Source organism: Blautia coccoides, assembly GCF_034355335.1.
Classification (GTDB): domain Bacteria; phylum Bacillota; class Clostridia; order Lachnospirales; family Lachnospiraceae; genus Blautia; species Blautia producta.
On record NZ_CP136422.1, the window covers coordinates 3,874,302 to 3,898,339 of the forward strand.

Annotated in this window: 22 protein-coding genes and 2 pseudogenes; 8 read left to right on the forward strand and 16 right to left on the reverse strand. The window is 40.5% G+C overall.

Going from position 1 to position 24,038, the window contains the following annotated elements:
- Positions 1-5: 5 nt before the first annotated feature.
- The 8 genes and pseudogenes from BLCOC_RS17425 to BLCOC_RS27635 all read right to left on the reverse strand — a co-directional run.
- Entirely contained in the window at positions 6-1,670 is a 1,665-nt protein-coding gene (locus BLCOC_RS17425) for a glycoside hydrolase family 13 protein (RefSeq protein WP_115622897.1), read from the reverse strand.
- A gap of 62 nt (positions 1,671-1,732) precedes the next feature.
- A complete protein-coding gene (gene pgmB, locus BLCOC_RS17430) occupies positions 1,733-2,383 on the reverse strand; it encodes a beta-phosphoglucomutase (RefSeq protein WP_115622898.1) in 651 nt (216 codons plus the stop codon).
- Between the two features lie 14 nt (positions 2,384-2,397).
- Positions 2,398-4,731 carry a glycoside hydrolase family 65 protein gene (locus BLCOC_RS17435; RefSeq protein ID WP_115622899.1) on the reverse strand — a complete coding sequence of 778 codons (2,334 nt, stop codon included), beginning with the start codon at positions 4,729-4,731 and terminating at the stop codon, positions 2,398-2,400.
- A 25-nt stretch (positions 4,732-4,756) separates the two neighbouring features.
- Complete coding sequence (locus BLCOC_RS17440) at positions 4,757-5,590, reverse strand: carbohydrate ABC transporter permease (protein WP_115622900.1); 834 nt, start codon at positions 5,588-5,590, stop codon at positions 4,757-4,759.
- 15 nt (positions 5,591-5,605) lie between these two features.
- On the reverse strand, positions 5,606-6,502 hold the full coding sequence (locus BLCOC_RS17445) for a carbohydrate ABC transporter permease (RefSeq protein WP_115622901.1): 897 nt from the start codon (positions 6,500-6,502) through the stop codon (positions 5,606-5,608).
- A gap of 125 nt (positions 6,503-6,627) precedes the next feature.
- Complete coding sequence (locus BLCOC_RS17450; protein ID WP_115622902.1) at positions 6,628-7,935, reverse strand: ABC transporter substrate-binding protein; 1,308 nt, start codon at positions 7,933-7,935, stop codon at positions 6,628-6,630.
- A gap of 96 nt (positions 7,936-8,031) precedes the next feature.
- Positions 8,032-9,057 (reverse strand): LacI family DNA-binding transcriptional regulator, encoded by a 1,026-nt coding sequence (locus BLCOC_RS17455; protein WP_115622903.1) that lies wholly within the window; start codon positions 9,055-9,057, stop codon positions 8,032-8,034.
- A 404-nt stretch (positions 9,058-9,461) separates the two neighbouring features.
- Positions 9,462-9,668: pseudogene (locus tag BLCOC_RS27635) on the reverse strand (IS1182 family transposase); the annotation flags it as partial.
- A gap of 750 nt (positions 9,669-10,418) precedes the next feature.
- Here BLCOC_RS27635 and BLCOC_RS17465 point away from each other — a divergent pair.
- The 3 genes from BLCOC_RS17465 to BLCOC_RS17475 all read left to right on the forward strand — a co-directional run bounded on the left by BLCOC_RS17465 (position 10,419) and on the right by BLCOC_RS17475 (position 13,307).
- The gene (locus BLCOC_RS17465; protein WP_115622904.1) at positions 10,419-11,033 is read left to right on the forward strand and encodes an anthranilate synthase component II; all 615 of its coding nucleotides are present in this window, start codon (positions 10,419-10,421) and stop codon (positions 11,031-11,033) included.
- A complete protein-coding gene (gene pabB / locus BLCOC_RS17470; protein ID WP_018597353.1) occupies positions 11,014-12,369 on the forward strand; it encodes an aminodeoxychorismate synthase component I in 1,356 nt (451 codons plus the stop codon). The genes BLCOC_RS17465 and pabB overlap by 20 nt, the downstream gene beginning before the upstream one ends.
- Positions 12,370-12,551: 182 nt before the next feature.
- On the forward strand, positions 12,552-13,307 hold the full coding sequence (locus BLCOC_RS17475; protein ID WP_018597352.1) for an aminotransferase class IV: 756 nt from the start codon (positions 12,552-12,554) through the stop codon (positions 13,305-13,307).
- A 518-nt stretch (positions 13,308-13,825) separates the two neighbouring features.
- Here the strand turns inward: BLCOC_RS17475 and BLCOC_RS17480 are convergent.
- The 4 genes from BLCOC_RS17480 to BLCOC_RS17495 all read right to left on the reverse strand — a co-directional run bounded on the left by BLCOC_RS17480 (position 13,826) and on the right by BLCOC_RS17495 (position 15,247).
- Positions 13,826-14,110 (reverse strand): hypothetical protein, encoded by a 285-nt coding sequence (locus tag BLCOC_RS17480; RefSeq protein WP_018596320.1) that lies wholly within the window; start codon positions 14,108-14,110, stop codon positions 13,826-13,828.
- Between the two features lie 102 nt (positions 14,111-14,212).
- A complete protein-coding gene (locus BLCOC_RS17485; protein ID WP_115622905.1) occupies positions 14,213-14,713 on the reverse strand; it encodes a hypothetical protein in 501 nt (166 codons plus the stop codon).
- 133 nt (positions 14,714-14,846) lie between these two features.
- Positions 14,847-15,002: a hypothetical protein gene (locus BLCOC_RS17490; RefSeq protein ID WP_154659386.1), complete on the reverse strand. Its 156-nt coding sequence runs from the start codon at positions 15,000-15,002 to the stop codon at positions 14,847-14,849.
- 71 nt (positions 15,003-15,073) lie between these two features.
- Positions 15,074-15,247: a hypothetical protein gene (locus BLCOC_RS17495; RefSeq protein ID WP_018596324.1), complete on the reverse strand. Its 174-nt coding sequence runs from the start codon at positions 15,245-15,247 to the stop codon at positions 15,074-15,076.
- Between the two features lie 334 nt (positions 15,248-15,581).
- On the opposite strand from BLCOC_RS17495, the gene BLCOC_RS17500 reads away from it, so the two are divergent.
- The 5 genes and pseudogenes from BLCOC_RS17500 to BLCOC_RS17520 all read left to right on the forward strand — a co-directional run.
- Positions 15,582-15,944: a transposase gene (locus tag BLCOC_RS17500; RefSeq protein ID WP_018596325.1), complete on the forward strand. Its 363-nt coding sequence runs from the start codon at positions 15,582-15,584 to the stop codon at positions 15,942-15,944.
- Between the two features lie 481 nt (positions 15,945-16,425).
- A complete protein-coding gene (locus BLCOC_RS17505) occupies positions 16,426-16,917 on the forward strand; it encodes a helix-turn-helix domain-containing protein (protein WP_018596326.1) in 492 nt (163 codons plus the stop codon).
- A gap of 460 nt (positions 16,918-17,377) precedes the next feature.
- On the forward strand, positions 17,378-17,923 hold the full coding sequence (locus BLCOC_RS17510) for a Uma2 family endonuclease (RefSeq protein ID WP_115622906.1): 546 nt from the start codon (positions 17,378-17,380) through the stop codon (positions 17,921-17,923).
- A 120-nt stretch (positions 17,924-18,043) separates the two neighbouring features.
- Positions 18,044-19,537, forward strand: a complete 1,494-nt coding sequence (locus tag BLCOC_RS17515) for a recombinase family protein (RefSeq protein WP_115625434.1) — start codon at positions 18,044-18,046, stop codon at positions 19,535-19,537.
- A gap of 33 nt (positions 19,538-19,570) precedes the next feature.
- Positions 19,571-19,960: pseudogene (locus BLCOC_RS17520) on the forward strand (peptidoglycan-binding domain-containing protein); the annotation flags it as partial.
- An 80-nt stretch (positions 19,961-20,040) separates the two neighbouring features.
- Here BLCOC_RS17520 and rseP read toward each other — a convergent pair.
- From rseP to BLCOC_RS17540, 4 genes are read right to left on the reverse strand one after another with little or no spacing between them, the layout of a single operon-like run.
- Positions 20,041-21,339, reverse strand: coding sequence for an RIP metalloprotease RseP (gene rseP, locus BLCOC_RS17525; protein WP_018596331.1), 1,299 nt, complete (start codon positions 21,337-21,339; stop codon positions 20,041-20,043).
- A gap of 1 nt (position 21,340) precedes the next feature.
- Positions 21,341-22,483 (reverse strand): 1-deoxy-D-xylulose-5-phosphate reductoisomerase, encoded by a 1,143-nt coding sequence (gene dxr / locus BLCOC_RS17530; RefSeq protein ID WP_018596332.1) that lies wholly within the window; start codon positions 22,481-22,483, stop codon positions 21,341-21,343.
- Between the two features lie 16 nt (positions 22,484-22,499).
- Complete coding sequence (locus tag BLCOC_RS17535; RefSeq protein ID WP_018596333.1) at positions 22,500-23,309, reverse strand: phosphatidate cytidylyltransferase; 810 nt, start codon at positions 23,307-23,309, stop codon at positions 22,500-22,502.
- Between the two features lie 2 nt (positions 23,310-23,311).
- Positions 23,312-24,019, reverse strand: coding sequence for an isoprenyl transferase (locus BLCOC_RS17540; protein WP_115622908.1), 708 nt, complete (start codon positions 24,017-24,019; stop codon positions 23,312-23,314).
- Positions 24,020-24,038: the final 19 nt, after the last annotated feature.

Here is a 24,038-nt window from a genome sequence, read left to right on the forward strand (position 1 = left end):
GAAGCTTATCTAATTTTCAGATAAACAGCCGCTTCGTATGGACGCATTTCTCTATCTTTTAACGCTTCCCCTTCATAGTTGCTGATCAAAAGCTCCGTATTCTGATTTTTCCATTCCTCTGGTATATGGAACTTAGCTTTTTCCCCTGAAAAATTCAGAATTACAAACAGCTTTTCCCCTTCAAAGTTTCTTTCATAAATATAAAGCTGTTCGTTTTCCGGTTCATACTCTTTGAAATCCCCGTAGACGGCAGCTTCATTTTCTTTTCTCATACGGATAAGCCTCTGCATATAATAGAAAACGGAATCTGTATCCGCAAGCGCTTCTTTTACGTTAATCTCCTTGTAGTTGGGATTCACCTTAAGCCACGGTTTTCCTGTGGTAAAGCCTGCATTTTCTGTATCATCCCACTGCATAGGTGTTCTTGCATTATCCCTCGCACGGTAACGAATGCCATCAAACAGTTTTTCGGGATCAGCATTTCCGTTTACCACCCTCTCGCTCCAGCAGTTACGGATTTCCACGTCATTGTAGTCCTCAATGTCGAAAGAAACATTTGTCATTCCGATTTCTTCTCCCTGATAGATATAGGGCGTTCCCTGCATGGTCATCAACATGGTATACAGCATTTTCTGGCTCTCTTTTCGGAACTCTTTATCATTTCCTCTTCTTGAGACGGTTCTGGGCTGATCGTGGTTTGTCCAGTACAGGCTGTTCCATCCTCTACCGTCCATTGCAGTCTGCCATTTACTAAAAACTCTTTTTAATTCGGAAAGAGGAACCTCTCTATAAGCCCAACGTTCCCCATCCAGGGTATCCAGATCGTCATGCTCAAACTGGAATACCATATTCAGTTCATTTTTATCATTACCTGCATATTTCAATGCCTCTTCAAGAGAGACATCTGACATTTCTCCTACGGTCATGATGTCGTATTTAGACAGCACTTCCCTGTTCATCTCATGAAAAAATTCGTGAATGCGGGGACCGTTCTGATAATTCTCAGCCCCAATCCTTCCTTGGCGCGGCTCCCCGTCCGGCAGCCCCGGTACTTTAGAATACAGGTTTGCAACATCCATGCGGAATCCGTCGCATCCCATATCCAGCCAGAATTTCATCATATCGTAGACTTCATAGCGTACTTTTACGTTCTCCCAATTCAAATCCGGCTGCTTTTTTGTAAATAGATGGAGATAATACTGCCCTGTTGTCTTATCAAATTCCCATGCAGGACCTGAGAAATATGAGGTCCAGTTGTTTGGCTCTTTTCCGTCTTTCGCATCCCTCCAGATATAATAATCCCGGTAAGGATTGTCTTTAGATTTCCTGGATTCTATAAACCATGGATGTTCATCTGAAGTATGATTTACCACCAGGTCCATAATCAATTTCATTCCTCTTTCATGAATTCCCGTCAGCAGCGCCCTGAAGTCTTCCATTGTTCCAAACTCATCCATGATATCCCTGTAATCAGAGATATCATATCCATTATCTTCATTTGGGGATTTATAGCAGGGCGACATCCACACAACGTCAATCCCCAGCTCCTTTAGATAATCCAGCTTACTGATAACACCCTGCAGATCTCCGATTCCGTCTCCGTTGGAATCCATAAAACTACGAGGGTAAATCTGGTATACTACTGCTTCTTTCCACCATGCTTTTTCCATAATACAAAGTCCTCCTCCAAATAAACGCTCTGACAAAACCAGATACATTTCTATTCATCATTTCATTGAAAGCCATCCTCCACTGCCGTCAATAAATCTTTAAAATACTGAAGTTGGTAGGTGGCCAATTCTGATTTCACAGCATCACCCATTGCTGCGCAATCCATGTTTCCGTTTACTGCCGCCTGTAGTCCTGCTACTGAATCTTCCACAACCAGACAGTCTTTTGGTTCCAGTTTCATAAACTGAACTGCTTTGAGGAATACCTCCGCATCCGGTTTTGAATTAGATATATTGTTCCCATCAGAAACTGCATCGAAATATTTGGCCAGCCCGATTCTTTCCAGAATAAACCCCGCATTTTTACTGGATGAGCCTATAGCCAGTTTTAAACCTTTTCCTTTAAGCTGATCCAAGGTTTCCTTTACTTCCAGGCTTAAATCAGCAGGTGACATCTTTCTAAGGAGATTCTTGTAGAAGGTATTTTTTTCTTCCGCATACTTCACTTTTTCTTCCCAGGTGAGAGTCTTATGGTATTTTTCTAAAACAATGTCCAGACTCTCCATACGGCTTATCCCTCTTAGTCTGTTGTTAATGGTTTCATCAAAGTAAATTCCAAGTTTATCTGCCAGCATTTTCCATGCTTGGTAATGATAATCATCCGTATGACAGATTACACCGTCCAGATCAAAAATGATGCCTTGATATTTCATAGTTATGCCTCTCCCTATAGATTTCTTTTAACCTTCTGCCCTGCTGCTATTGTCACCATTTCTTTTCCAAGAAGGATCACAACATCCTTTTTCCCATTGTTTTCTACCGTCACTGATTTATGACCCGCTTTGACTATTAAAGAATTTCCCTTAAAGCATAACGGAAATACAAGCCTATTCCATTTTTTCGGCAGTTTTGGAGCAATGTGCATATGTTCACCCTCCATTCTCACACCACCGAATCCCATTACCGTACTCTCCCATATGCCGCCTGCGGATGCACTATGGATTCCTTCGTTGGAAGATTTCATCTGTGTTCCCAAATCAATGGCCAATGCTCCCTCATACAAGTCATATGCCATTTTTTCCAGACCGAAATCACTTGCCAGGATTGCATGTGTAGATTTACTCAAAGAGGAATCATGAAGAGTCTTATCTTCATAAAAAATAAAATTCTTACGTTTTATTTCCTGATCAAATAAAGAATCCAGAAGAAACAGCAGCATAACAGTATCTGCCTGTTTAGAAACCATATACTGATTCAGTTGTTCCGTATTGAAATCCTTGTAAATGGTCAGCACCTCATCGGAGTTCTTATACTTCGTAAGATCCAGCTTTTTTAAACTCAGAAACTGATCAGACTGAGGGATGATCCCATCCTCATTGGGGATTGGAAGGTAAATCTTATCAATACATGCTTCAATCTTTTCTTTGATATAAGAAAGATTCAATTTTTCATCCAGCTTTCGATATGATTCCGAATCCTCCTCCGAAAGCTGAGCAATAATTTTAAGAGCCTGGCTCATATTGTTTGCAGCCATATAGTTTGTATATGCATTATTGTCCACATGTTCTTTATATTCATCCGGCCCGATAACATCAAGGATCTCATACCTAGCCTTTTCTGCATTGTACTGTAACCGACTTGTCCAAAACAGTGCCGTTTCCAGAATAATTTCATAGCCGTAATCTTCCATAAATTCTTTATCACCTGTAACCAGGTAATATTGTTCCACTGCATAAGCGATATCTGCGGTAATATGATGTTCAATAATCCCTGTCCAGCATTTGGTCAGCTTTCCTGTAACAACATCTGCTCCGATATATAATGGAGTCACCTCACCATCGTCAATCCATGCACATTCCCAAGGGTACATGGCACCTTCATACCCGTATTCTCTGGCTTTTAGGTGAGCTCCAAACAGATTTCTATATCTATATTCCAGCAGTGTTCTTGCTGTCTGTGGCCTTGTAAAGGTAAAATAAGGAAGAATAAACATCTCTGTATCCCAGAAGGAATGACCCTTATACCCTTCTCCCGTAAGGGCTTTTGCTCCGATTCCCACACGATTATCATCATGCTTTACCATAATATTTAAGTGATACAACGCGAAACGAACTGCCAACTGATCAAAATCCGCATCTCCTTCAATGAGAATATCACTTTTCTTCCAGTATTCTTTCCATTTGTCTTCACTTTCCTGCTTCAGCACTTCATAGCCTTTGGCAAATGCGGCTTTCAAAGCTGTCATGCCATCCTTTTTCAGCATTTTCGTAATATTTACCGCATCCGTGCCTTCATATACCTTGTCACGGGAGGTATGAAGAACCGAAATCTTCTCAAAATGAATCCATTTCCCGGCCGGCACCTTGAAACTAAATTTATTCATCAGGGTTCTTCTTCCCATAATAGGAATTACCTCTGCATCCGTATCCAAGCCACATGCTGCGTGCTGTGCAAACCAAACTCCGGATTCTGTGGTCCTTGCCAGATACTGCATGTCCCTTGCTTCATAAATTCTTCTTTTCAGGTCTTTGAAATGCTGAGAACCGCTGTTTGTCACACTGCCGTCTATTCCCGTTTCAATGCTCACTGCTGCGTCTTTATCCACTGAGAAACATAGGGCTGCTGCAATCAGATGTTCATCCGCCAGCGATACAATTCTCTGAAACCGGGCATTTATAGTCACACCGGATGGACTTGTCCATGTAAATTCACGGATAACCTCCCCATTTTTCAGGTTCATAGTTCTTTTATATGCATTCAATTCTCCCTGAGACAGATTAATTTCATGGCCATCTATCATAATTGTCATACCAGTCATATCCGCAGCATTTGGCAGCTCTGTCACTTCTTCCCTGGAAGCTTTATTAAACGTTCCTGTAATAAATGTATTTCTTACTTCTCCTGTATAAGCCTCCTCCAAAGCGTTGCGGACACCGAGATAACCATTTCCCTGGGCAAAAATCGCTTCACATTTTCCCAGATATCTCTCATCAAAAGTGTTTTCCTGAATCAGCCAGTTTTTCAGTTCACCGGTTCCTGCATCGTATTTCATCATATTCATAAATCGACTTTACCCTCTTTCTATATTAGCCTTTTACCCCTGAAGCCGCCACAGATGCCTGTACCTGCTCCTGTGCACATACATATAGAAGAATGCCAGGAAGTACGACAATTGTCAGGGCAGCAAATAATTTTGTATAGTCATAAGAGAATGATTCCGTAAAAAACTGCAGTGCCAGTGGCAGTGTTCTGTTCTTGTCAGAAGAAGTAAGCAGGGATGCATAGAAATATTCATTCCAGTTATTCAGGAACATCAGAATCCCTGCGGTGGCAAGACCGCTTTTTGCCAGTGGAAAATTTATCTTCCAGAATATAGTGAAAAATCCCGCACCATCCAAAGTTGCCGCCTCATCCAGTGACTTTGGAATAGCCATAAAGGTTGATTTCAAAATAAACATAGACATGGCAAGCCCCATGGACAGGTATACCAGCGTAACTCCCCAGATATTATCATACAGATTTAACTTCATGACCAGCGAAAACAACGGCTGGGCCTTAGACTGTGCCGGAACTAGAAGAGTGATGGTAAACAGTGCAAAGATGAGACTTTTTCCAGGAAATCTGAATTTTGCTATTACATAACCGCCCATCGCAAAAACCACAAGGGAAGCAGCTGTTGATACCACACAGATCAGTGCAGAATTAATAAAGTATTGGACAAAATTATACTTTTCAAAAATATACACAAAAGCATCAAACTTGATACTAGTAGGCAGTGAAAAGGGACTTGATAAAATCTGAGCATTTGTTTTAAAGGCAGACATGATAACCCAGATAATAGGAAAAACAGATACGATAACTGTGAATATCATTACTGTATACATAAAAATTTTAATGATCTTCTCTTTTATTTTTTCCATGATGATACTCCTTCCTTAATAAACACTTTCGTTCATTTTAAACACCCTGTTCACCATGGCCAAGATAACCAGTCCAAGAATAAACATGATCACACCATTGGCGTTGGCGTAGCCGTATTTCAGATCTTGAATAGATTTTACCAAAATGATTGGAAGGTTCATGGTATCATCTCCGGGGCCTCCGGCCGTGGTGAGCGCGATCTGTTCATACATGGCTACACGGGAAGTAATGGAGCATATCACACCTGTACCAATAGCATTCCGGCAGAGTGGAAGATGGATCATACGTGTAATCTGCCAGCCCGTTGCACCATCCACCTTTGCCGCTTCTGTCAATTCTTCAGGAATAGCCATCAGGTCATTCAGTACGATCAGCGTGACAATAACCGCATAGAATAACCAGGTAAATGTAACCGCCCAGAATGCATACGGCGATTCATAAAACCACTGTATGTGGAAATCCGGATTGATCTTTCGGATAATGTTGTTCAAAATACCCATGTCATCATTGAAAATAAATCTGTATATCATGGCCCACGCCGCCGCAGAGATAACGTTAGGCACCATAAATACTGCACGAGTGAATTTCCATCCCTTTGGTTTGTGATACAGGATGAACGCGACCAAAACGCCGAATCCCACATGAAGCGTTCCTGCGATCAGGGACCACAAAAGTATATTTTTCAGAGAGATACGGAATGCATCATTTGTAAACATATCTATGTAATTTTTTAAACCAACAAAAACCGGTGCATTAAATCCGTCCCACTTTGTCAGTGATGTATAAAATACGGTAATAATGGGTTGTAGGTAAAATATCAGAAAAATCAGAAGGGATGGAAGCAGAAAAAGATATATGCATTTATAATTTCTTCTTTCCAGCTTACTGATTTTAACTTTTTGTTTTTTCACCGAAAATTTTCTCTCCTTTCTTCTAAAACAAGCTGTCTCAAACGTAAAATCCCTTGGGACAGCTTGTTTCCTTACAGGCAGCAATCTAAAATATTACTCTTTTCCTATTGCCCTCTTTCAAAATTTTACTGTTTTGCTTCCTCTGCCTTCTTTGTAAGTTCATCACAGAACTCTTCCGGTGTCAGTGTGTTGTCAATGAGTTTTGGAAGCAGCTTGCCAAATTCTGTATCAGCTACAGATGCAGGGAATACATCCCCAAGACTTGCGCAATAGGTTGTTTCATCATTCATACTTTCAGATAATTCATATAACAAAGTAGTTTTTTTCAGCTCTGCCAAAAAGTTGTCCGAATAGGTAAGCTGAGGAGCAATTCCGCCTTCTGTCAATACCAATTTCTCGATTTCCTCCTGGGAATCACGAAATGCAAGAAATGCCTCTGCCGCTTCTTTCTCTTCATCAGTTGCTGTATTGGCTATCCAGAATTCCCCGTATGAGCTGGAGTTTGCGAATGCAATATTTCCGGGATAAATGGTTGCTTTTACATCTTCACCATTAAAACCATTGCTCCATTTATCTGCTGAGCCTTCTTCAAATTCAGGTGCCATCCAGGAACCATTACAAATGACTGCCGCATTTTTGCTCATAAATGCATTTGCTGCGTCGGCATATGCTGCACCCACAGTATTCGATGACGCATTATTCTGAAGTATTGTCTGCAATTTTGCAACTCCGTTTACAAAAGCAGGAGCAGAGTAATCCCATAGTTTATCATTCACACTACTGTTCAGCAGTTCAACACCGCCCTCCTCGTTTGCGATCAGAGCTGTCAGCATTAAGGCTGTCGTCCAGCCGTTTTCTGCCGTCATGAATGCCATCTTGTTGTCTCCCAAGCTGTCCACAAATTCATCAACCGTCATATCCCTGATATCCTTTTCCGGGGTGTACATGGAACTGTTATAATAAAGGCCTACAGGTTTGAGCACGCTCGTTGGTTTACAAATTAATTTACCATCTACTGTACAAAATTCCCTTGATTCGGGAACCCAGTTTGCTGCTATATCTGAGTTTTCCTCTGCAAATTCTGTCAAGTCGTATGCCATGTCATTGGCCAGTACAACCTGTTTGAACCACTGCGTATCAATACCGCCTGAACCTGGAGCATGCACCAGAACAGGAAGCTTATTCTGCTGGGCAAGCTGTTTGATTTTATCTGCATAAGAGGCCTGAGGAACTTCTTCAACTGTAATTTTATACTTTCCTTCATACTTTTCATTGAAACGCTCTATTTCAGGAAGAAAGAAAGTTGCTCCCACATTTTCACCAGCAAGATATGTTGGGAACTTTAATTCGATAACTCCTTTGCTTTCTTTTGCCTCTCCACCTTCTGACGTTTCATTTTTGTTGCCGCCGCATGCCGTCAGACTAAGCACCATAACAGACGCCAATACCAATGCTGTTACTTTTTTGATTTTCTATTTCCAAAAACGTTTTTGGAAAATTATATTTTAAAAAGCAGGCTCTGCTGCTTTTTAAATATCTAATCTCTTTACTGAATCTCTGACAATAAGTTTGTGAGGAACAAATATCCTGTCAGAAACCACTTCGCCATTCAACATATCATTTAAAACTTTTATCCCCACATATCCTTTTTCCCTGATATTCTGGTTTATGGTGGTAATTCCCGGTTTTATATAGTCCAGGGTATAAAGTCCATCAAATCCCGTTACAGAAAAATCTTCTGGTACAGAGTATCCACACTCACTTACTGCTCGGCAGACACCAAGAGCCATCAGATCACTCATACAGATAAATGCGGTAGCTCTTGTTTTTTGATATTTTTCTATGTATGCTTTTGTGTTTTCAAACGCCTTTGCCTCATTAAAATGGCAGTCAAATATTCCTATGTCATTTATATCTATTCTATGCTTTTCAACGGCTCTTTTGAATCCCAGGTAACGTTTATGTGTTACTTCCGCATCTTCTTTACCTTTTATCAAAACCACCTCTCTATGTCCCTGATCCAACACATAATCTGTGATCTCTTCAAAAGCTGCTTCATCATTCGTCATCACAGTAGCAATATTTTCCCCTTGAAGCGCTGTATCAATCGCAACACAGGGAATATCAAGTCTACCGGCTTCTATTAAATATTCATCCTGTATTTTCATACCCATAATAATAACACCCGAAAGACTATATTCACTGCACATATCTTCCAAAAGTTTTTCTTTCTGCATTTTCGTGCTGATTCCATAAGTTGCTACAGTGGTTCCTCTTTCATTCACATACTCATAAATTCCCCTGAGTATATTGCCGGTAAATTCATCCATTCTATCATTTTTATACAAATCAGATATAATCAATGCCATATTTCTCTTTGACTTAGAGGATAGATTCTTAGCACTTTGATTTGGCACATATCCTAATTCGCGTACTGTCTTTTGAACCTTTTTTCTCGTTTTTTCATTTACATCCGTATAACCATTCAAGGCTCTTGAAACTGTACTTACAGATACACCGGCATTTTTAGCCACATCTTTAATAGAAACTGCCATATGATCACCTACAATTATAGCTTTCAAAAACGTTTTTGCTTTAATGCATTAAATATACTCCTTTCACATCTAAATGTCAAAGGTTTTTCTTGTGTTTTTATAAATAATAAGGCTTTTCTTACTTTTTTACAAATTATGATTCAGTCTTTTGTGCATCTTGCACAACAATTTTCTTTTTTGTCACGGACATTTTTTTATAAGATGAATGGATTTGCAAAAATATGCTGACAGGATGGTTGCTTTTGAAAGGACAAATCCTACGGTCACGTGATAAGTGTCCTCGGGTAACAATCTCTTCATGATTAATCCGGAGGAAGGTACACCTTAACTTTAGTGCTAATTGGATAGACGGCTCCCTATATAATAATGGTATAGGGGCTGTCGGTTAATCCCGGTTTTTAGGGTTCCACCTCCATCTTGGAATAACTGTTGCGGTCTTTCCCCATGATCTCAAAGCACTCTTTATATTCCATCAGACGATTCCCGTATTCTTCCAGTTTTTCATACAGCTTATGGATTTCGCTCTGCATCAAGTTATTCTGAAGCATTAAAATTTCAAGAGGAAAGCAATTATCAATTTCAATCACTATATTGTTTAAAAGTTTCTTATGAACTGGTTTGTCATATGTATCAATGCTTCTCTTCGTATTTCTTCATCATAGGAAAGAAAATCTCCATCTGAGAAGAATATTTTATTTTGGAATGACCCAAATGCGGCGATTAGTGAATATCATTTAAGTAGAGGACAATCAACCCGATTATGACAAAACAAAATCGTTTACACTTCAACACTTTATAAGCTGTTAAATCGGGGGGAAAGTGATATTACAGAAATTATGAAACATACACCAGATTCTAATAAAAGGGGCCGAAGAGGTTGAACGGATAACTTGGGATGTGGGATAGCTTTCCGGTGTTGTGTCCAGATATCTTGAGGTATGCGTAGTGCCTGGCATTGTAAAGTGCCGGGACTGCGCCAGGGTCTTCAACGCCTGCAGCACAGGGCCCATACACTGGTGCTGTGATACATGTTTGCCCAGACCGTGTTGGCTTTCCAGAATGACAGCCTTCAACACAACGGTTGTGGTAAGCTTTCTTGCACTTCTTGCTAATTTATCTATATGATTCAGCATATAAGAAAGACAAAACGCAACCCATACAAGACAGGCCTGTATTCGGATCTGGCGTCCTAATAGAAAATTAAGGCGCTGGCAAAATCTGTACATGAGAAAGAATAGACAAGTTAGTATAAATCTGATATAATAAATTATCTCAATAATCGGTGTGCCCAGAAAATTGGAAGACTGCCAAAAAAATTCCTTGAAAGGACTTTTTTGGCAGTTTTTTTGGAGGAAAAATAAATGTATTTGATGATAGATAATTATGACTCATTTGTGTACAATATTGTATGTTATATGGAAGAATTAGGGGAAAAAGTAGCGTTAGTGCGTAATGATAAAATTTCTGTAGGAGAAATTGAAGATTTATTATCCCTTAAGAAAATTGAAGGATTGATTATATCACCGGGACCTAAAAACCCTGATGACTGTGGGAACTGCAAAGAAATTGTTAATAAAATGGCGGGCAGAATTCCAATCTTAGGTGTTTGCCTGGGACATCAAATTATAGGTCATGTGTTTGGGGCTATCGTTCAAAAGGGAATAAAACCGATGCATGGTAAAGTATCTAAAATAGTGACAAATCAAAAAGAATTGTTTGCAGGACTTCCATCACATTACAATGTAACCCGTTATCACTCTTTAATTATCAGTAAAGAAAGTTTTCCTGATGAATTGGAGATAGATGCAAGCTCAGAAGACGGAATAATTATGGGTATCCATCACAAAGAATTCCCTATTTTTGGTGTGCAGTTTCATCCAGAAGCTGTGTTAACTGAATATGGTCACGAAATACTTCAAAATTATATTGAATTATGCAAAGGATGGTGGAAGATAAATGAGAACCAAAATTCATAAATTGAATTTTTATGTGAAATCAGAAGATATTTTTGAGCAATTTAAAAATAGAAAAATGGCTGTTTTCTTAGATTCTTCTCTTGAAAATCAACTGGGGCAATTTTCGATTATCGGCTTAGAGCCTTATTTGATATTAAAAGAAGAGGATGGGGTTTTTTATAAAAATGATGAACCGCAGTTTGAAACTTTTGAATATGGAATGAAAAATGCCTTGCAAAAATATCAAGAAAAAAATCCGACGAGATTACCATTGGTTTCCGGTGCAATTGGTTACTTTTCGTATGACTATGGAAGAAAGTTTGAACATATTTCTACCCGTCATCAAAAAGAAATCCATATGCCGGAAGCTATGTTTGCATTTTATGATTTCTTAATTATTGATGATAAAAAAGAAAAAGCACTTTATATCACTGCAAAAGGAGAAACTAAAGATGCGAAAAAAGCAATTGCAGAATTGGAAAAAGAAATTAAATCTTGTAATCCTTCTCTAAATCCTGGTAAAAACAAACAACTTGCGTTATTTTCTCCAAATTTTACAAAGAAAGAGTACAAAAAGGCCATTGAAAAAATGATTTCATATATCATAGAGGGGGATATTTACATTGCAAATATGACACAACAATTAAAAATATACAGTCAGAAAAGGCCTTATGATGTCTATCGTTATTTGCGTGTATATAATCCAGCTCCTTTTGGTGCCTTTTTTCAAGGAGGAGATTATCAAATTGCCTGTGCTTCACCAGAACGTTTTTTGCAGGTGAAAAATGGGAATATAGAAACAAGACCAATCAAAGGGACCAGAAAGCGCGGAGAAACAAAAAAAGAAGATTTACAGTTAAAATTAGAATTACAACAATCTTCCAAAGACCGTAGTGAGTTACTGATGATTGTAGATTTAGAAAGGAATGACTTAAATCATGTTTGTGAACCAGGAAGCGTGATAGTAACGGAGCATTTTGCAGTAGAAACTTATGCTACAGTGTTTCATTTAGTTACTACTATTATCGGTAAAATGAAGAAAACACTTAAGGCTATTGATTTAATAAAAGCTACTTTTCCAGGCGGCTCTATTACTGGTGCTCCCAAAATACGTGCTATGGAAATTATCGATGAACTGGAACATGATAGAAGAAATTTATATACCGGCTCTATCGGGTACTTTTCTTTTAATGGAGATTGTGATTTTAATATTGTTATACGTACCGCTGTTTATCAAAATGATACCTATTATATAGGCGTTGGAGGAGGGATTACTTGTGAATCTGATCCAGAATTTGAATATGAAGAAACCCTGCAGAAAGCAAAGGCTATTTTGGAAGCTATTGGTGATGAATAATGACAAAAGTTTTTATACGGTATTCCCACCTTTGGAAAAAGGCCACCTGCATATCAATACATAACGGCTGGGTGCATCAGCCATTGATACCGGAATGCCTAATTATTGAATTTACTATAACACAAAATGCTCGGCATGGAAAGTGTTTTCATGACGTTTTGTGCCTGAGCGAGGCGAAAGGAATGGATATAAAAATGATAATAGCAGATGACGGATTTTTTTTTGGAATTGGTGCTTTTGAAACAATTGCAGTTAAAGATGGCGTTCCTATACTTCTGTCGCATCACTATGATCGGCTTTTAAATACTCTAAAATTTTTAAATCTTACGAATATATCTATGGATGAAATAAGGAGGGAAGTAAAAAATACCTTAAAAAAGCAAGATATGCAAAAGGGAAGTAAAGTATTAAAAATTACAGTTTCAAAAGAAAATGTCCTTATTTCCACCAGGCCAAATACATACCATAAAAAAGATTATGAAAAAGGATTTAATACAGAGTATTCTGCTGTTCGGCGTAATGAAACCTCTCCTCTGACCTATCACAAAACTTTGAATTATGGAGATTGCGTAATGGAAAAAAGAAGCTTCAGGAAAAGGGGAATTCAGGAACCAATATTTTTGAATACAAAAGGAGAACTTTCAGAAGGCGCTACCACCAATATATTTTTTGTAAAGGACAAGGACATTATCGCACCACCGATGTCCTGCGGCATGCTGCCGGGAATTATACGAAGATATGTATATGATTCCTGCAAAATTAAGGAACGGATTTTAACTCCTGATATGATACCAGATTATGATGAGATGTTTTTGACAAATTCTCTGTTGGGTATTATGCCTGTAAAAAAGTTGGGCAGTCATTTATTTAAAAGCCAGGAAATCGGAAAAAACTTATTAAGAAAGTATTTATCAGAAACTGCGTCTATTGTAGAATAATAAGTATATTGTGCTATTTTTGAGCGCATGTTCCATATCGGAAACAGTATGGATTTTTATAATTTTAAAAAATATAATCACAGGCCGCTGATACTACAGCTGTGAGCCAGCTGCAGTATCAGCGGCCTGTGCAATGGCGCATGATTTCACCAAAGGAGGGATATGCCACATTAGAATATTTTTCTAAATTGCGGCAGCGGACAGTAGAAGAAAAGAATATGACATTAAGGACCATTCTCTTATTTTTACGAACCAGAAGCCGGATTTTCTGTTTATTGGATATCCTATTACCCATTGCTGAGAGTTAAATACAAGCGGTTTATGTGTATGCTCTGCATTTAAAGCCAAGATACTGCATAATGGGGATTGGGATCAATGGCTCCATTGAACTGGAGGGCGACTATTAGAAAAGATTGGAGCCAAAGCACAATGAGGAGCTCCCCAATCAAATCGACATATATCTTTTTTTCCAAATTTTGTACACTTATCTTTCCTATAATAAAAACACCTCATTTTTTCTAATGTCCTTTTCTTACATCTCTCCTGAGATGCTCCTCATTCTTTTCTGCCAGTTTCTTTCTAGGTTCAGTTTCATATTTATATTCAGCGACCATTTTCGGAAACTTATCCCTTGTAAAGACTGATATGTAAGTATCCTGATCTGGCAGTATCCGTGCCTGATAGACCATTTCATCGTCCATGTACTGCTCTATATCCCAGTACCCATTATTTCCCGTTAATATCTCTTCCGGTTTAAAACCATATATCTTTGACAATACGCATTCTTTTTTGCTTTTCTCCATCGGTATGCTCCTCAATAAATATTTAATATAATAACGATAATCCTTGAACAAACGCTTACCATCAATTAAAATGATGTTGTGGATGTATGGGCCTGGAAGTGTTTATCTGTTGGGTCCATTTTTTATACTTCCCATATTCATAGTATGTCTTTTTTGTTCAAGCACCTCTAAACCAGCTTCCTGCTCTTGCAAAAGTTCCTGATTAACCTTTAAAATCTCCTCCCAGCTCTCTGGATCCACACCATGACATCTGCATTCTTCGCCATATTGCCTGCAGACCTCCTCCAATGTCTCCGCATTCTCCGATAATTCCTGGATATCATAATCATAGTTATATACGTGATAACGCCACGGCATAAAAGAATCCAATGTTACCGCATACGTTCTTTCATACCAGAGAGAAGCAAAATACTCTTCATCACTGCCATTTCCCTGCCAGCCAGTCAGATCACCTATAATGGACTGAATCAGTTCCTTCGCATTATGTAATCCAGCACGCAATCCCATCAGGGTAAGATCGCTGTATTGCTTCTCTGTCAATTCAGGTAACAAATCCTCTCTTTTCTTCCGTGTATCCAAATCCTGTTGATCTTTACTTCCCATTTAGTATCCTCCTATATGACGATTTTTAAGAGCCTGTCCCCTTTATACACTTGGACTTTATAATTCTTAGTAACAATATGTAACACCCTCTGGTAAAAAGGTGCCAGTAATGGCACCCTTTTACAAATGGCTCTTAGCAAATCTTCTTTGGTGATTTAACTTCCTGATATCCTATTGCATTTGCCGCTCTCCTGTTCCAAAATTCTGCAAGGCGTTTCCTCTCTTCTTCCGTAAGTTCTTTTATATCTACTTCTTTGTCGTTAATTATTACAATATTTCTATATGTCATAATCAACACTCCCCTATTTCCTTTATTCAATGTATGACCTATGGGTTGTACAACTTGCGTACCGTTATACATTATGCTGTTTTAGTATCCTTATCAAATTCTTCTTGTGTTTCCATTCCACTTATAAAAGCATTAGCCATCATGACAACCAACCCCTTCTTTTCTTTCGGGATGCTATTTAAAATTTTTATAAGTCTTTCAGCATCTGATAGTTGTTCCGGTGTATAACTTTTTTCTCGTTCCATATAATCCCTCCTCCTATATCATATTTATTGATTATGAAATAATTATATATTTTCAGGTCAATATTATCAATACCTTTTATTGACTATGCAATATTATGTTGACTTAGTGATACTGATAATATATAATTGTTTCTAGGAGCTTCCTGTATACTTTAAAGAGTAAAGGGAATTGACCAAAAAAATACCTCAAGTAAATTTAGATTATTACTGACAGGACAGTTGGTAAAAATCTAAAAACACGAGAGGTATCTAAGATGAAATCTAAAGTAAGAAAGACAAAAAAGCAAGTAAGAATGGCGTAGGTGAAAATATTCTGGCAGGAATTCTCGCAGAGATGGGGGATATCAGCAGATTTGATGATGTGAAAGAAATACAGAAATTAAGTGGAATAGGACTTGTATCCTGTAGTTCGGGTAAACAGAAAGGGCAGACTAAAATTAGTCATAGAGGACGCAAAAGGCTGAGATACTGGCTGTTTCAGGCTGCAAAGTCTGCAGTTGCGCATGCAGATGAGTTCAGACAACTGCATGTGTATTATACGACACGCGACAAAAATCCACTGAAAAAGATGCAGTCACTGATTGTAATAGCGTGCAAGATACTGAGGGTGATTTATAGTATTTTAAAGACAGGGACAACATATAATCCACAAAAACTGTTGAACGATATCAAGCATCCATCAAATGTACCAGCATAGGAAGTTGCATAAAACTGAATACAAGCAATACATTCCAGGACCTTGCCGAGCCACTGAAAGGATATCGGAGACTGGGTGGTATAGCGTCCACTGATTAAATCAGTACCACACAATAGGTGAAAGAAGGTCAGTAACAATCAAACTAAAAATAAGAGCTGTAGCTGGCATCGGTTTTTACCGTGGGGCACGACCCCGTCTAGGAGCTTGGCTAGCACTCAGTGTATGGTAGATGGTACGAAGGAAGTTGGGACACGATCCCCATAGACACGGAAGATTCATCATCATAGTTGATCAGAGGGAAAATAGCCTTTATAAAGCAAACAAAGAGGAGGCTTTTAAAACGATACCCTTTTCTCATCTGTTCGGTACATGATACTACGATATCCATCACTATCGGCTCTGTTTTAGAGGTATAAAAAAATCGTCAAAGCCTGTAAAATCAATAAATTTAGGCTTGACAGAATAGGAAGGTATAAAAAGCATGAATGAACGTATTAGAAAACTAAGGAAAACACTTGATTTAACTCAAACCATTTTCGCAGAACGAATAGGATTGAAGCAAAACTCCATAGCACTTATTGAAAGTGGTAAAAGAAATATTTCTGATCAGGCAATACTATCTATCTGCAGAGAATTTAATGTTAACGAAGAATGGCTTCGATTTGGTATAGGTGAAATGTTCAAACCGATTTCCCATAATGCCATAGATGCTCTTGTTCAACAAAATTCACTTACTGATTCTGACCGCATTTTAATTGAAAAATTTATATTTTTGAAACCTGAATTAAGAAAAATATTTGCTGATTATATTCTGGATACTGCTAAAGCACTCCAAGCACAGCAACCCCCTACTATAAAGCCGGTAGATCAGACAGCAATTGGTGGTGAACTACATGAAAAATGTCCAAAAACAGCTGAAGAACTTGAAAGGCGATATCCACCTTTAGATAATATAGATTTGAAAGATGCTTAGAGCACCCAACCTCAGCCTTAAGATTATTTATACTGCTTTTGTTAGGTTAAAAAAATAAATATATTTGTGTAGTGCCTATGAAGTCAACATTGATGTAAATTATATTGTCAGACTGATAATAAATTGCATAAACCATTTTATTCTCATAATTTATATATTTTTTCTTCATACACTCACCTTTCTACAGGTTGGGCGCTTGAATATTATAAGATAATTTGTATTATTTTCCATTATTTACTTTTATTCCAGCAATTTAGAAAATATAAAGAAAATAAAATGCTTCTAGCAAAAGAAGGTGAAAGCTTTGATAATATCAAAGATCATTATTGACAAAGAAAATAATAATCCGGTATCCATTATTATTACTCGTAACCTTGATTTTTTATCAAGATATGATATAAATATGGGTAATAAATAATAATATCTCCTGATATACATTAAAATGAAAGGAGCTATCGCTATGCCATTATTTAAAGAAAAGAGTTATACTATAGAAGATATTTACAATCTTCCTGACGGTCAACGAGCTGAGTTAATAGATGGTCAGCTCTATAACATGACTCCCCCTGGACGTATACACCAGAAGTTGGTTTCTGAATTCACACAGCTCCTGGGACAGTATGTCAAGTCACACAACGGCTCCGGTGAGGTATATCCTGCCCCATTTGCAGTCAATTTGACTGCAGATGATAAAACTTACGTTGAGCCGGATATCAGCATTATCTGTGACAAAAACAAACTCACAGAAAAGGGCTGCAGCGGAGCACCTGATTTCATTATTGAAATAGTCTCCCCTTCCAGCCGTAAGATGGACTACTCCACCAAAAATACTCTGTATTTCGAGTCTGGTGTCCGGGAATATTGGATCGTTGACCCTGCAAAACAACGTACGACCATATACCAATATGAGGTGGATGCTGCCCCCACAATCATTCCTTTTAACCAAGAAATTCAGGCAGGTATTTACAAAGATTTAAAGATTATAATTGATGAACTTTTAAAATAAAATTGGATTGAGACGCTTCAATGCCGCACTCACTACGGCGATAAATAATACTCTGCCCCGAACAGTATAAAGTTCGGGGCGTTTTACATAAAACATTGAGGGTGATTAAATTTGAAAGAAATGAATGATAAAAAGATAAGCCAGGCAAAATTTGGAGCTGCATATATAAGAGTATCAACCCATATGCAGGATGAGCTGTCTCCGGACGCGCAAAAAAGACTAATTATGGATCATGCAAAAACAGATGGTGTTATAATTTCAAATGACTATGTATTCGTTGAGAAAGGAATCTCTGGAAAAAAGGCAGATAAACGGCCGGAATTTTTACGAATGATTTCTTTGGCTAAGCAAAAGCCTGCACCTTTCAAAGTGATATATGTATGGAAATTTTCTCGATTTGCCCGAAACCAGGAAGAGTCTATACTTTATAAATCTTTACTTAGAAAACAGTGCAATATAGAAGTTATTAGTGTTTCAGAACCTATTATAGAAGGCCCTTTTGGTAGCCTGATTGAAAGAATTATAGAATGGATGGACGAATATTATTCTATTCGCCTTTCCGGGGAAGTTTCACGTGGAATGATGGAAAAAGCGCTTCGAGGAGGATACCAAGCTCGACCTCCTCTCGGATATAAAATAGATAGAAAAGGAGAGCCTCCTGTTATAGTTCCTGAAGAGGCTGAAGTTGTTAAAATGATTTTTAACAAATATGTTAATGCAGGAATGGGATTATTCGAGATTGCTCGTGCCCTAAACGCATTAGGTTATAAAACAAGTCATAATAAACCTTTTGAGCGACGCAGTATAGAATACATTTTACAAAATCCTACTTATTGCGGTATGATCCGTTGGAATCGCACAGTAAATGAAACTAATGAAATTCGGCCAAAAGAAGAGTGGGTTATTACTAAAGGATATCACGAGGCTATAATTAGCGAAGAATTATTCAATAAAGCTCAAGAACGATATAACACCACCTATAAGCCCAAGGGAAAAAGACCGACATCCAGTTACCGCCATTGGTTAAGTGGGCTATTAAAATGCCCCGTCTGTGGCCGAACTATGGTTTGTAAAAATCACTACAAAAAGAATGGAACGGTTGATACTTTTTACTATTCCTGCTATGGATATTCAAAAGGAAAATGTCTATCAAGCCTTACTTTGAGCACCCACAAAATAGAACCTGTCTTCTTCGAGGCACTCAAAGATGCAACACGTAGTAAAAATTTAAATTTTGAAATCATAAGAAAATCGAACCAAAATCACAGTGAAGTAGATATTTTAAAAAAGCTGTATGATAAAGTAGATATGAAAGAAAAGCGAATCAAAACAGCCTATCAAAATGGCATTGATAGTTTAGAAGAATACCGCGAAAACAAGCTACTGCTTCAAAAAGAGCGGGAGAGTATTGCGCAAAAAATAGCCGAGCTTGATCAACCGGAATCCGAAGACTACACTCCATTAATGAAAGAACGTATAAAAACGACATATGATATCGTCACATCTCCTAATTTTACCATAGAGCAAAAAAGTACATCTTTACAATCAATCATATCAAAAATAGTATATAATAGAGACAATGACAGCCTAGATATACAGTATTACTATTCATAGGTAAATTTAAGTTATTTAGGGGCTATCGCAATTTGGATGACACAATGGGGCTCCAAATATCTGGGCGACCAGGGCTACACCGCCATTGAAATCCTCAGGAATTTCTACGGCAGCAACATGTACATCAACACTGCTGAGGAGATTGCAGGCATTCCCATCTCCTGGCCGGGAAGCAATTTGGATATCGGCAGCTCAGGCGACAAGGTGGAACAGCTCCAGGAACAGTTAAATGCCATCCGCCAGGGCTATCCCGCACTGCCTGCCGTAACTGTGGACGGCATATACGGCGAGGGCACACAGCGGGCTGTACGGGATTTTCAGCGAATTTTCAGCCTGCCCGTTACCGGCATCGTGGATTATCCCACCTGGTATAAGATCCAGGAGATTTACGTGGGCGTCACCAGGATCGCGGAACTGGTATAACAAAAAGATCCGGAAAGGCCGGGTACAGATTCTTTGTACCCAACCCTTCCGGATTTCTTTTTGCAGTAATGAACGATGTGCTAGATCCTTTTAATATCATTAAACAGGACAAACACCATGAGCAGCATCAGCAGAACGAATCCCGCAAAATGGATCATGCCTTCCACATTTCTGTTCACCTCTTTGCCCCGTATGGCTTCTATAATGAGGAATACCAGACGCCCTCCGTCCAGTGCCGGGATCGGCAGCAGGTTCATGACGCCCAGATTGGCAGACAGAAGGATCACCCAGTACAGCATTTGCATTCCCAAAATGACAGACCCCTCCGATTTTGCCTCCTGGACAGAATCTCCGATCGCATCCACGATCCCCACAGGACCGGATAAGTCATTTACGGAAAATGTGCCTTTTATGAGAAGACCCAGGCTCTGGACCGTACTGGAAATCCAGTAGCGGACCTCCACAGCACTGTATTTGAGCACACCTAAGAATCCTGTCTTCTCTCTGTATAGGTTATAGGCAAATCCGCTGCTGACAACGGTACGCATCTGGGGCTTAGCCGTAACCTCCCGCTCCTTGCCGTTGCGCTCCACAGTCAGAGTTATCTCCTCACCTGTCAGCGGATGCTCCTCCATATAAGTCTGAAGTTCCTGACCATCCGATATCTTTGTTCCCGCGATGCCTGTTATGACATCACCGGCCTGGAGACCTGCCTTCATCATAGGGCTGTCAATGTAGATCTCCATGATCTGGGCCGGCCCTTCACTGCTGTAGGTGAAGCCCAGCATCTTCTTCTCTACGCTGTCAGCGGTAAAAGAAATATCAATGATCTTTCCATCCCGCTTTACCTTCATATCAATGGCCTTATCCTGATACCCGTGCAGTGTCTGGTAAAGGCTCAGATCCCTGCCTATGGAAATATGCTTTCCATTGAATTCCGTGATCACATCACCTTCCCGCAGTCCTGCCGCTTCCGCTGCTGAACCCTCCTGCACCGCTGTAACACTGGCCGGGTCATACCCTACCACACTGGTAATGATCATGGCGCATACAAATGCCATGATAAAGTTGAATATAGGACCTGCCGCCACCACAGAGATTCTGGCCCACACAGAGGCGTTGTTAAAGGAACCTGCACTGTTGTCATCATCATCCTCCCCCACCATCATGCAGGAACCGCCGATCGGAAACAGCTTCAGGGAATACCTGGTGCCTCCTTTCACTGTAGAGATCAGCCTCGGACCCATACCTAGGGAAAACTCTGTCACTGCAATGCCGTTTCTCTTAGCCAGCAGAAAATGCCCCAGCTCATGAAAAATGACGATCAGGGAAAAGATAATGACCGCGATCAAAATATTTACAATTCCAGAAAAACTCAATCTACCACCTGCCTTCAATCCATCTGTAAGTCTCCTGTTCAATGTCTGTGATCACATCTACATCAGGATTCTTGATCACTTTATGTCTTACCATAGCTTCTTCAATTATTGAATAAATATCCAGGAAACCGATTTTTCTGTTTAAAAACATACCTACTGCCTTCTCATTGGCCGCGTTGAATACAGTTGGCATGGAACCTCCCTTTTTAGAAGCCTCCATAGCCAGAGGCAGTCCTTTAAATGTATCCATATCCGGCTCCTCAAAGGTAATGGAGCCAAGCTTTGCAAAATCCAGGCGCTCACCGGGAAGGTAACGCCTCTCACCTCCGTACAGCGCATACTGGATGGGCAGCCGCATATCCGGAGTTCCCAGCTGTGCAATGATGCCCCCGTCCACAAACTCCACCATGGAGTGGATCACACTCTGGGGCTGCACCACAACCTGTATCTGCTCCAGATCCATGTGGAACAGCCATTTGGCCTCCATGACCTCCAGCCCTTTATTCACCAGGGTGGCGGAATCAATGGTGATCTTCTGTCCCATGGCCCAGTTTGGATGTTTCAGCGCATCCTCCACTTGGATGTTGAGAAGCTCCTCCCGCTTTTTCCCCCGGAACGGTCCGCCTGAGGCGGTGATCAGCAGCTTGTGGATCCTGGCAGGGTCCTCCCCGTTAAGAGCCTGGAATATGGCACTGTGCTCACTGTCAACCGGCAGGATCCGTACACCGTACTCTTTTGCAAGGGGCATGATAATATGCCCTGCGGTCACCAGTGTCTCCTTATTGGCAAGGGCAATATCCTTGCCGGCACGGATACCCTCCACGGTAGGCCGGATACCGATCATACCCACAATGGCTGTGACCAGTATATCCGATTCCGGCATGGCTGCCAACATCAGAAGGCCTTCCATGCCCCCTGTCACGGTACAGTCTGTATCCGCGACTCTGCTTTTCAGTTCAGCCGCTTTTTTTTCATCCCCCACTGCCGCCAGCTTCGGATGAAAGCGCCGGATCTGTTCCTCCAGCATATCAATATTGCTGCCCGCAGCGATTCCAACCACCTGCAGGTCCTCATTGCTCTCCACCACATCCAGGGTCTGCGTGCCGATGGATCCCGTGGAACCTAATATCGCAATTTTTTTCATGTTATCACAACCTCATTTACAGCAGCACATTTGCCAGGAAATAGATGAACGGTGCCGTGAATATAACACTGTCAAAACGGTCCAGAATGCCGCCGTGTCCCGGGATCAGCCTGCCGTAATCCTTTATCTCTTTGTTTCTCTTGATCGCCGATGCCGCCAGATCACCAACCATGGAGATCAGGGCGCCCACTGCACAGATCAGGGCATACATAAGCGCTGTGTGGCCGGAAGCCGGGTTCCATTTTACAATGACCACCGCGTAAAGGGCACCCAGAAGCGCTGCACCCGCAACACCGCCTATACCGCCCTCCACAGATTTCTTCGGGCTTAAAACAGGAGCCATTTTGTGCTTTCCGATCAGCATTCCCACACAGTAAGCACAGGTGTCGCTGCCCCAGGAGCTTATAAAGATAAGCCCCACAAGCCAGGCACCGCTCTCCAGATTCCTGGTCTTGTAGATATAAGAAAGCATGACTGTCACGTAAATGACGCCGAACATGGCAGCCATGATCTGATCCGCATGGTATTTGGGGTATGTAAATACATACACAGACATGATGAGGACCAACGCAAATAAAATGGCAATGAGTGAGAACTCTTCCTTATCCAGCAGAAGGGTCAGATAATAGATCACTGCCCCTGCGTATCCCGCCAGTTCCAGACCGCCCACACCCTTTTCCTGTACCTTCATGGCTTTGTACAGTTCCTGCATGCCGATCAGGGAGATAGCCGCCAGAGTGACAAAGAGCACGATCCCTCCCGGTATAATGGTGGCAAGGGCAATGATGACCAGCACAATTCCGCTTAACAGCCTTGTCTTGAACATGGTTATACCTCCTTCACGCCGCCGTATCTGCGGTCTCTCTGATTGAATTTCTGAATGGCTTTTTCAAATTCTGCCTTGTTAAAATCAGGCCATGCCACATCGGTAAAATAAAACTCCGTGTAGGCAAGCTGCCACATGAGAAAGTTGGAAAGGCGTTCCTCCCCGCTGGTGCGGATCAACAGATCCGGGTCCGGCAGACCCTTTGTATCCAGATAACCGGATATGGTCTCCTCTGTGATCAACTCCGGGTCCAGTGCGCCCCTTTTCACGTCCCTGGCCAGCTCCTGCACAGCCCTCTTGATCTCATCTCTGCTGCCGTAATTCAGCGCGATCTGAAAATGCAGCTCGTCAAACTGGCTGGAATACTCCTCCAGCTCCCTGATCCTTGCCTGCAGATCCTCATCAAAGACAGAAGGCTCCCCGATCACGCGGACACGCATCTTATTATCCCTGGCTATTTTCAGGCACTTTTTCATATAATTGCGGAACAGCTTCATCAGGCCGTCAACTTCATCTTTGGAACGCTTCCAGTTCTCAGTGGAAAAGGCATAGACTGTGAGATACTTCACACCCAGTTCCTTAGCTATGGAGCATATTTTTTCCAGATTCTCGCAGCCTTTCACATGCCCGTATGTCCTTGGCATCCCTTTGGCCTTAGCCCAGCGGCCGTTGCCGTCCAGGATGATCGCCACATGATTTGGAATCACCATGTTTTTCTCCTCCTACGCA

What these genes read in the sequence shown, in the direction of transcription:
- BLCOC_RS17425 (WP_115622897.1), bottom strand. Translation starts at nt 1,670, where the DNA reads ATGGAAAAAGCATGGTGGAAAGAAGCAGTAGTATACCAGATTTACCCT.
- pgmB (WP_115622898.1), bottom strand. Translation starts at nt 2,383, where the DNA reads ATGAAATATCAAGGCATCATTTTTGATCTGGACGGTGTAATCTGTCAT.
- BLCOC_RS17435 (WP_115622899.1), bottom strand. Translation starts at nt 4,731, where the DNA reads ATGAATATGATGAAATACGATGCAGGAACCGGTGAACTGAAAAACTGG.
- BLCOC_RS17440 (WP_115622900.1), bottom strand. Translation starts at nt 5,590, where the DNA reads ATGGAAAAAATAAAAGAGAAGATCATTAAAATTTTTATGTATACAGTA.
- BLCOC_RS17450 (WP_115622902.1), bottom strand. Translation starts at nt 7,935, where the DNA reads ATGGTGCTTAGTCTGACGGCATGCGGCGGCAACAAAAATGAAACGTCA.
- BLCOC_RS17455 (WP_115622903.1), bottom strand. Translation starts at nt 9,057, where the DNA reads ATGGCAGTTTCTATTAAAGATGTGGCTAAAAATGCCGGTGTATCTGTA.
- BLCOC_RS17465 (WP_115622904.1), top strand. Translation starts at nt 10,419, where the DNA reads ATGTATTTGATGATAGATAATTATGACTCATTTGTGTACAATATTGTA.
- pabB (WP_018597353.1), top strand. Translation starts at nt 11,014, where the DNA reads ATGAGAACCAAAATTCATAAATTGAATTTTTATGTGAAATCAGAAGAT.
- BLCOC_RS17475 (WP_018597352.1), top strand. Translation starts at nt 12,552, where the DNA reads ATGGATATAAAAATGATAATAGCAGATGACGGATTTTTTTTTGGAATT.
- BLCOC_RS17480 (WP_018596320.1), bottom strand. Translation starts at nt 14,110, where the DNA reads ATGGAGAAAAGCAAAAAAGAATGCGTATTGTCAAAGATATATGGTTTT.
- BLCOC_RS17485 (WP_115622905.1), bottom strand. Translation starts at nt 14,713, where the DNA reads ATGGGAAGTAAAGATCAACAGGATTTGGATACACGGAAGAAAAGAGAG.
- BLCOC_RS17490 (WP_154659386.1), bottom strand. Translation starts at nt 15,002, where the DNA reads ATGACATATAGAAATATTGTAATAATTAACGACAAAGAAGTAGATATA.
- BLCOC_RS17495 (WP_018596324.1), bottom strand. Translation starts at nt 15,247, where the DNA reads ATGGAACGAGAAAAAAGTTATACACCGGAACAACTATCAGATGCTGAA.
- BLCOC_RS17500 (WP_018596325.1), top strand. Translation starts at nt 15,582, where the DNA reads ATGGGGGATATCAGCAGATTTGATGATGTGAAAGAAATACAGAAATTA.
- BLCOC_RS17505 (WP_018596326.1), top strand. Translation starts at nt 16,426, where the DNA reads ATGAATGAACGTATTAGAAAACTAAGGAAAACACTTGATTTAACTCAA.
- BLCOC_RS17510 (WP_115622906.1), top strand. Translation starts at nt 17,378, where the DNA reads ATGCCATTATTTAAAGAAAAGAGTTATACTATAGAAGATATTTACAAT.
- BLCOC_RS17515 (WP_115625434.1), top strand. Translation starts at nt 18,044, where the DNA reads ATGAATGATAAAAAGATAAGCCAGGCAAAATTTGGAGCTGCATATATA.
- dxr (WP_018596332.1), bottom strand. Translation starts at nt 22,483, where the DNA reads ATGAAAAAAATTGCGATATTAGGTTCCACGGGATCCATCGGCACGCAG.
- BLCOC_RS17535 (WP_018596333.1), bottom strand. Translation starts at nt 23,309, where the DNA reads ATGTTCAAGACAAGGCTGTTAAGCGGAATTGTGCTGGTCATCATTGCC.
- BLCOC_RS17540 (WP_115622908.1), bottom strand. Translation starts at nt 24,019, where the DNA reads ATGGTGATTCCAAATCATGTGGCGATCATCCTGGACGGCAACGGCCGC.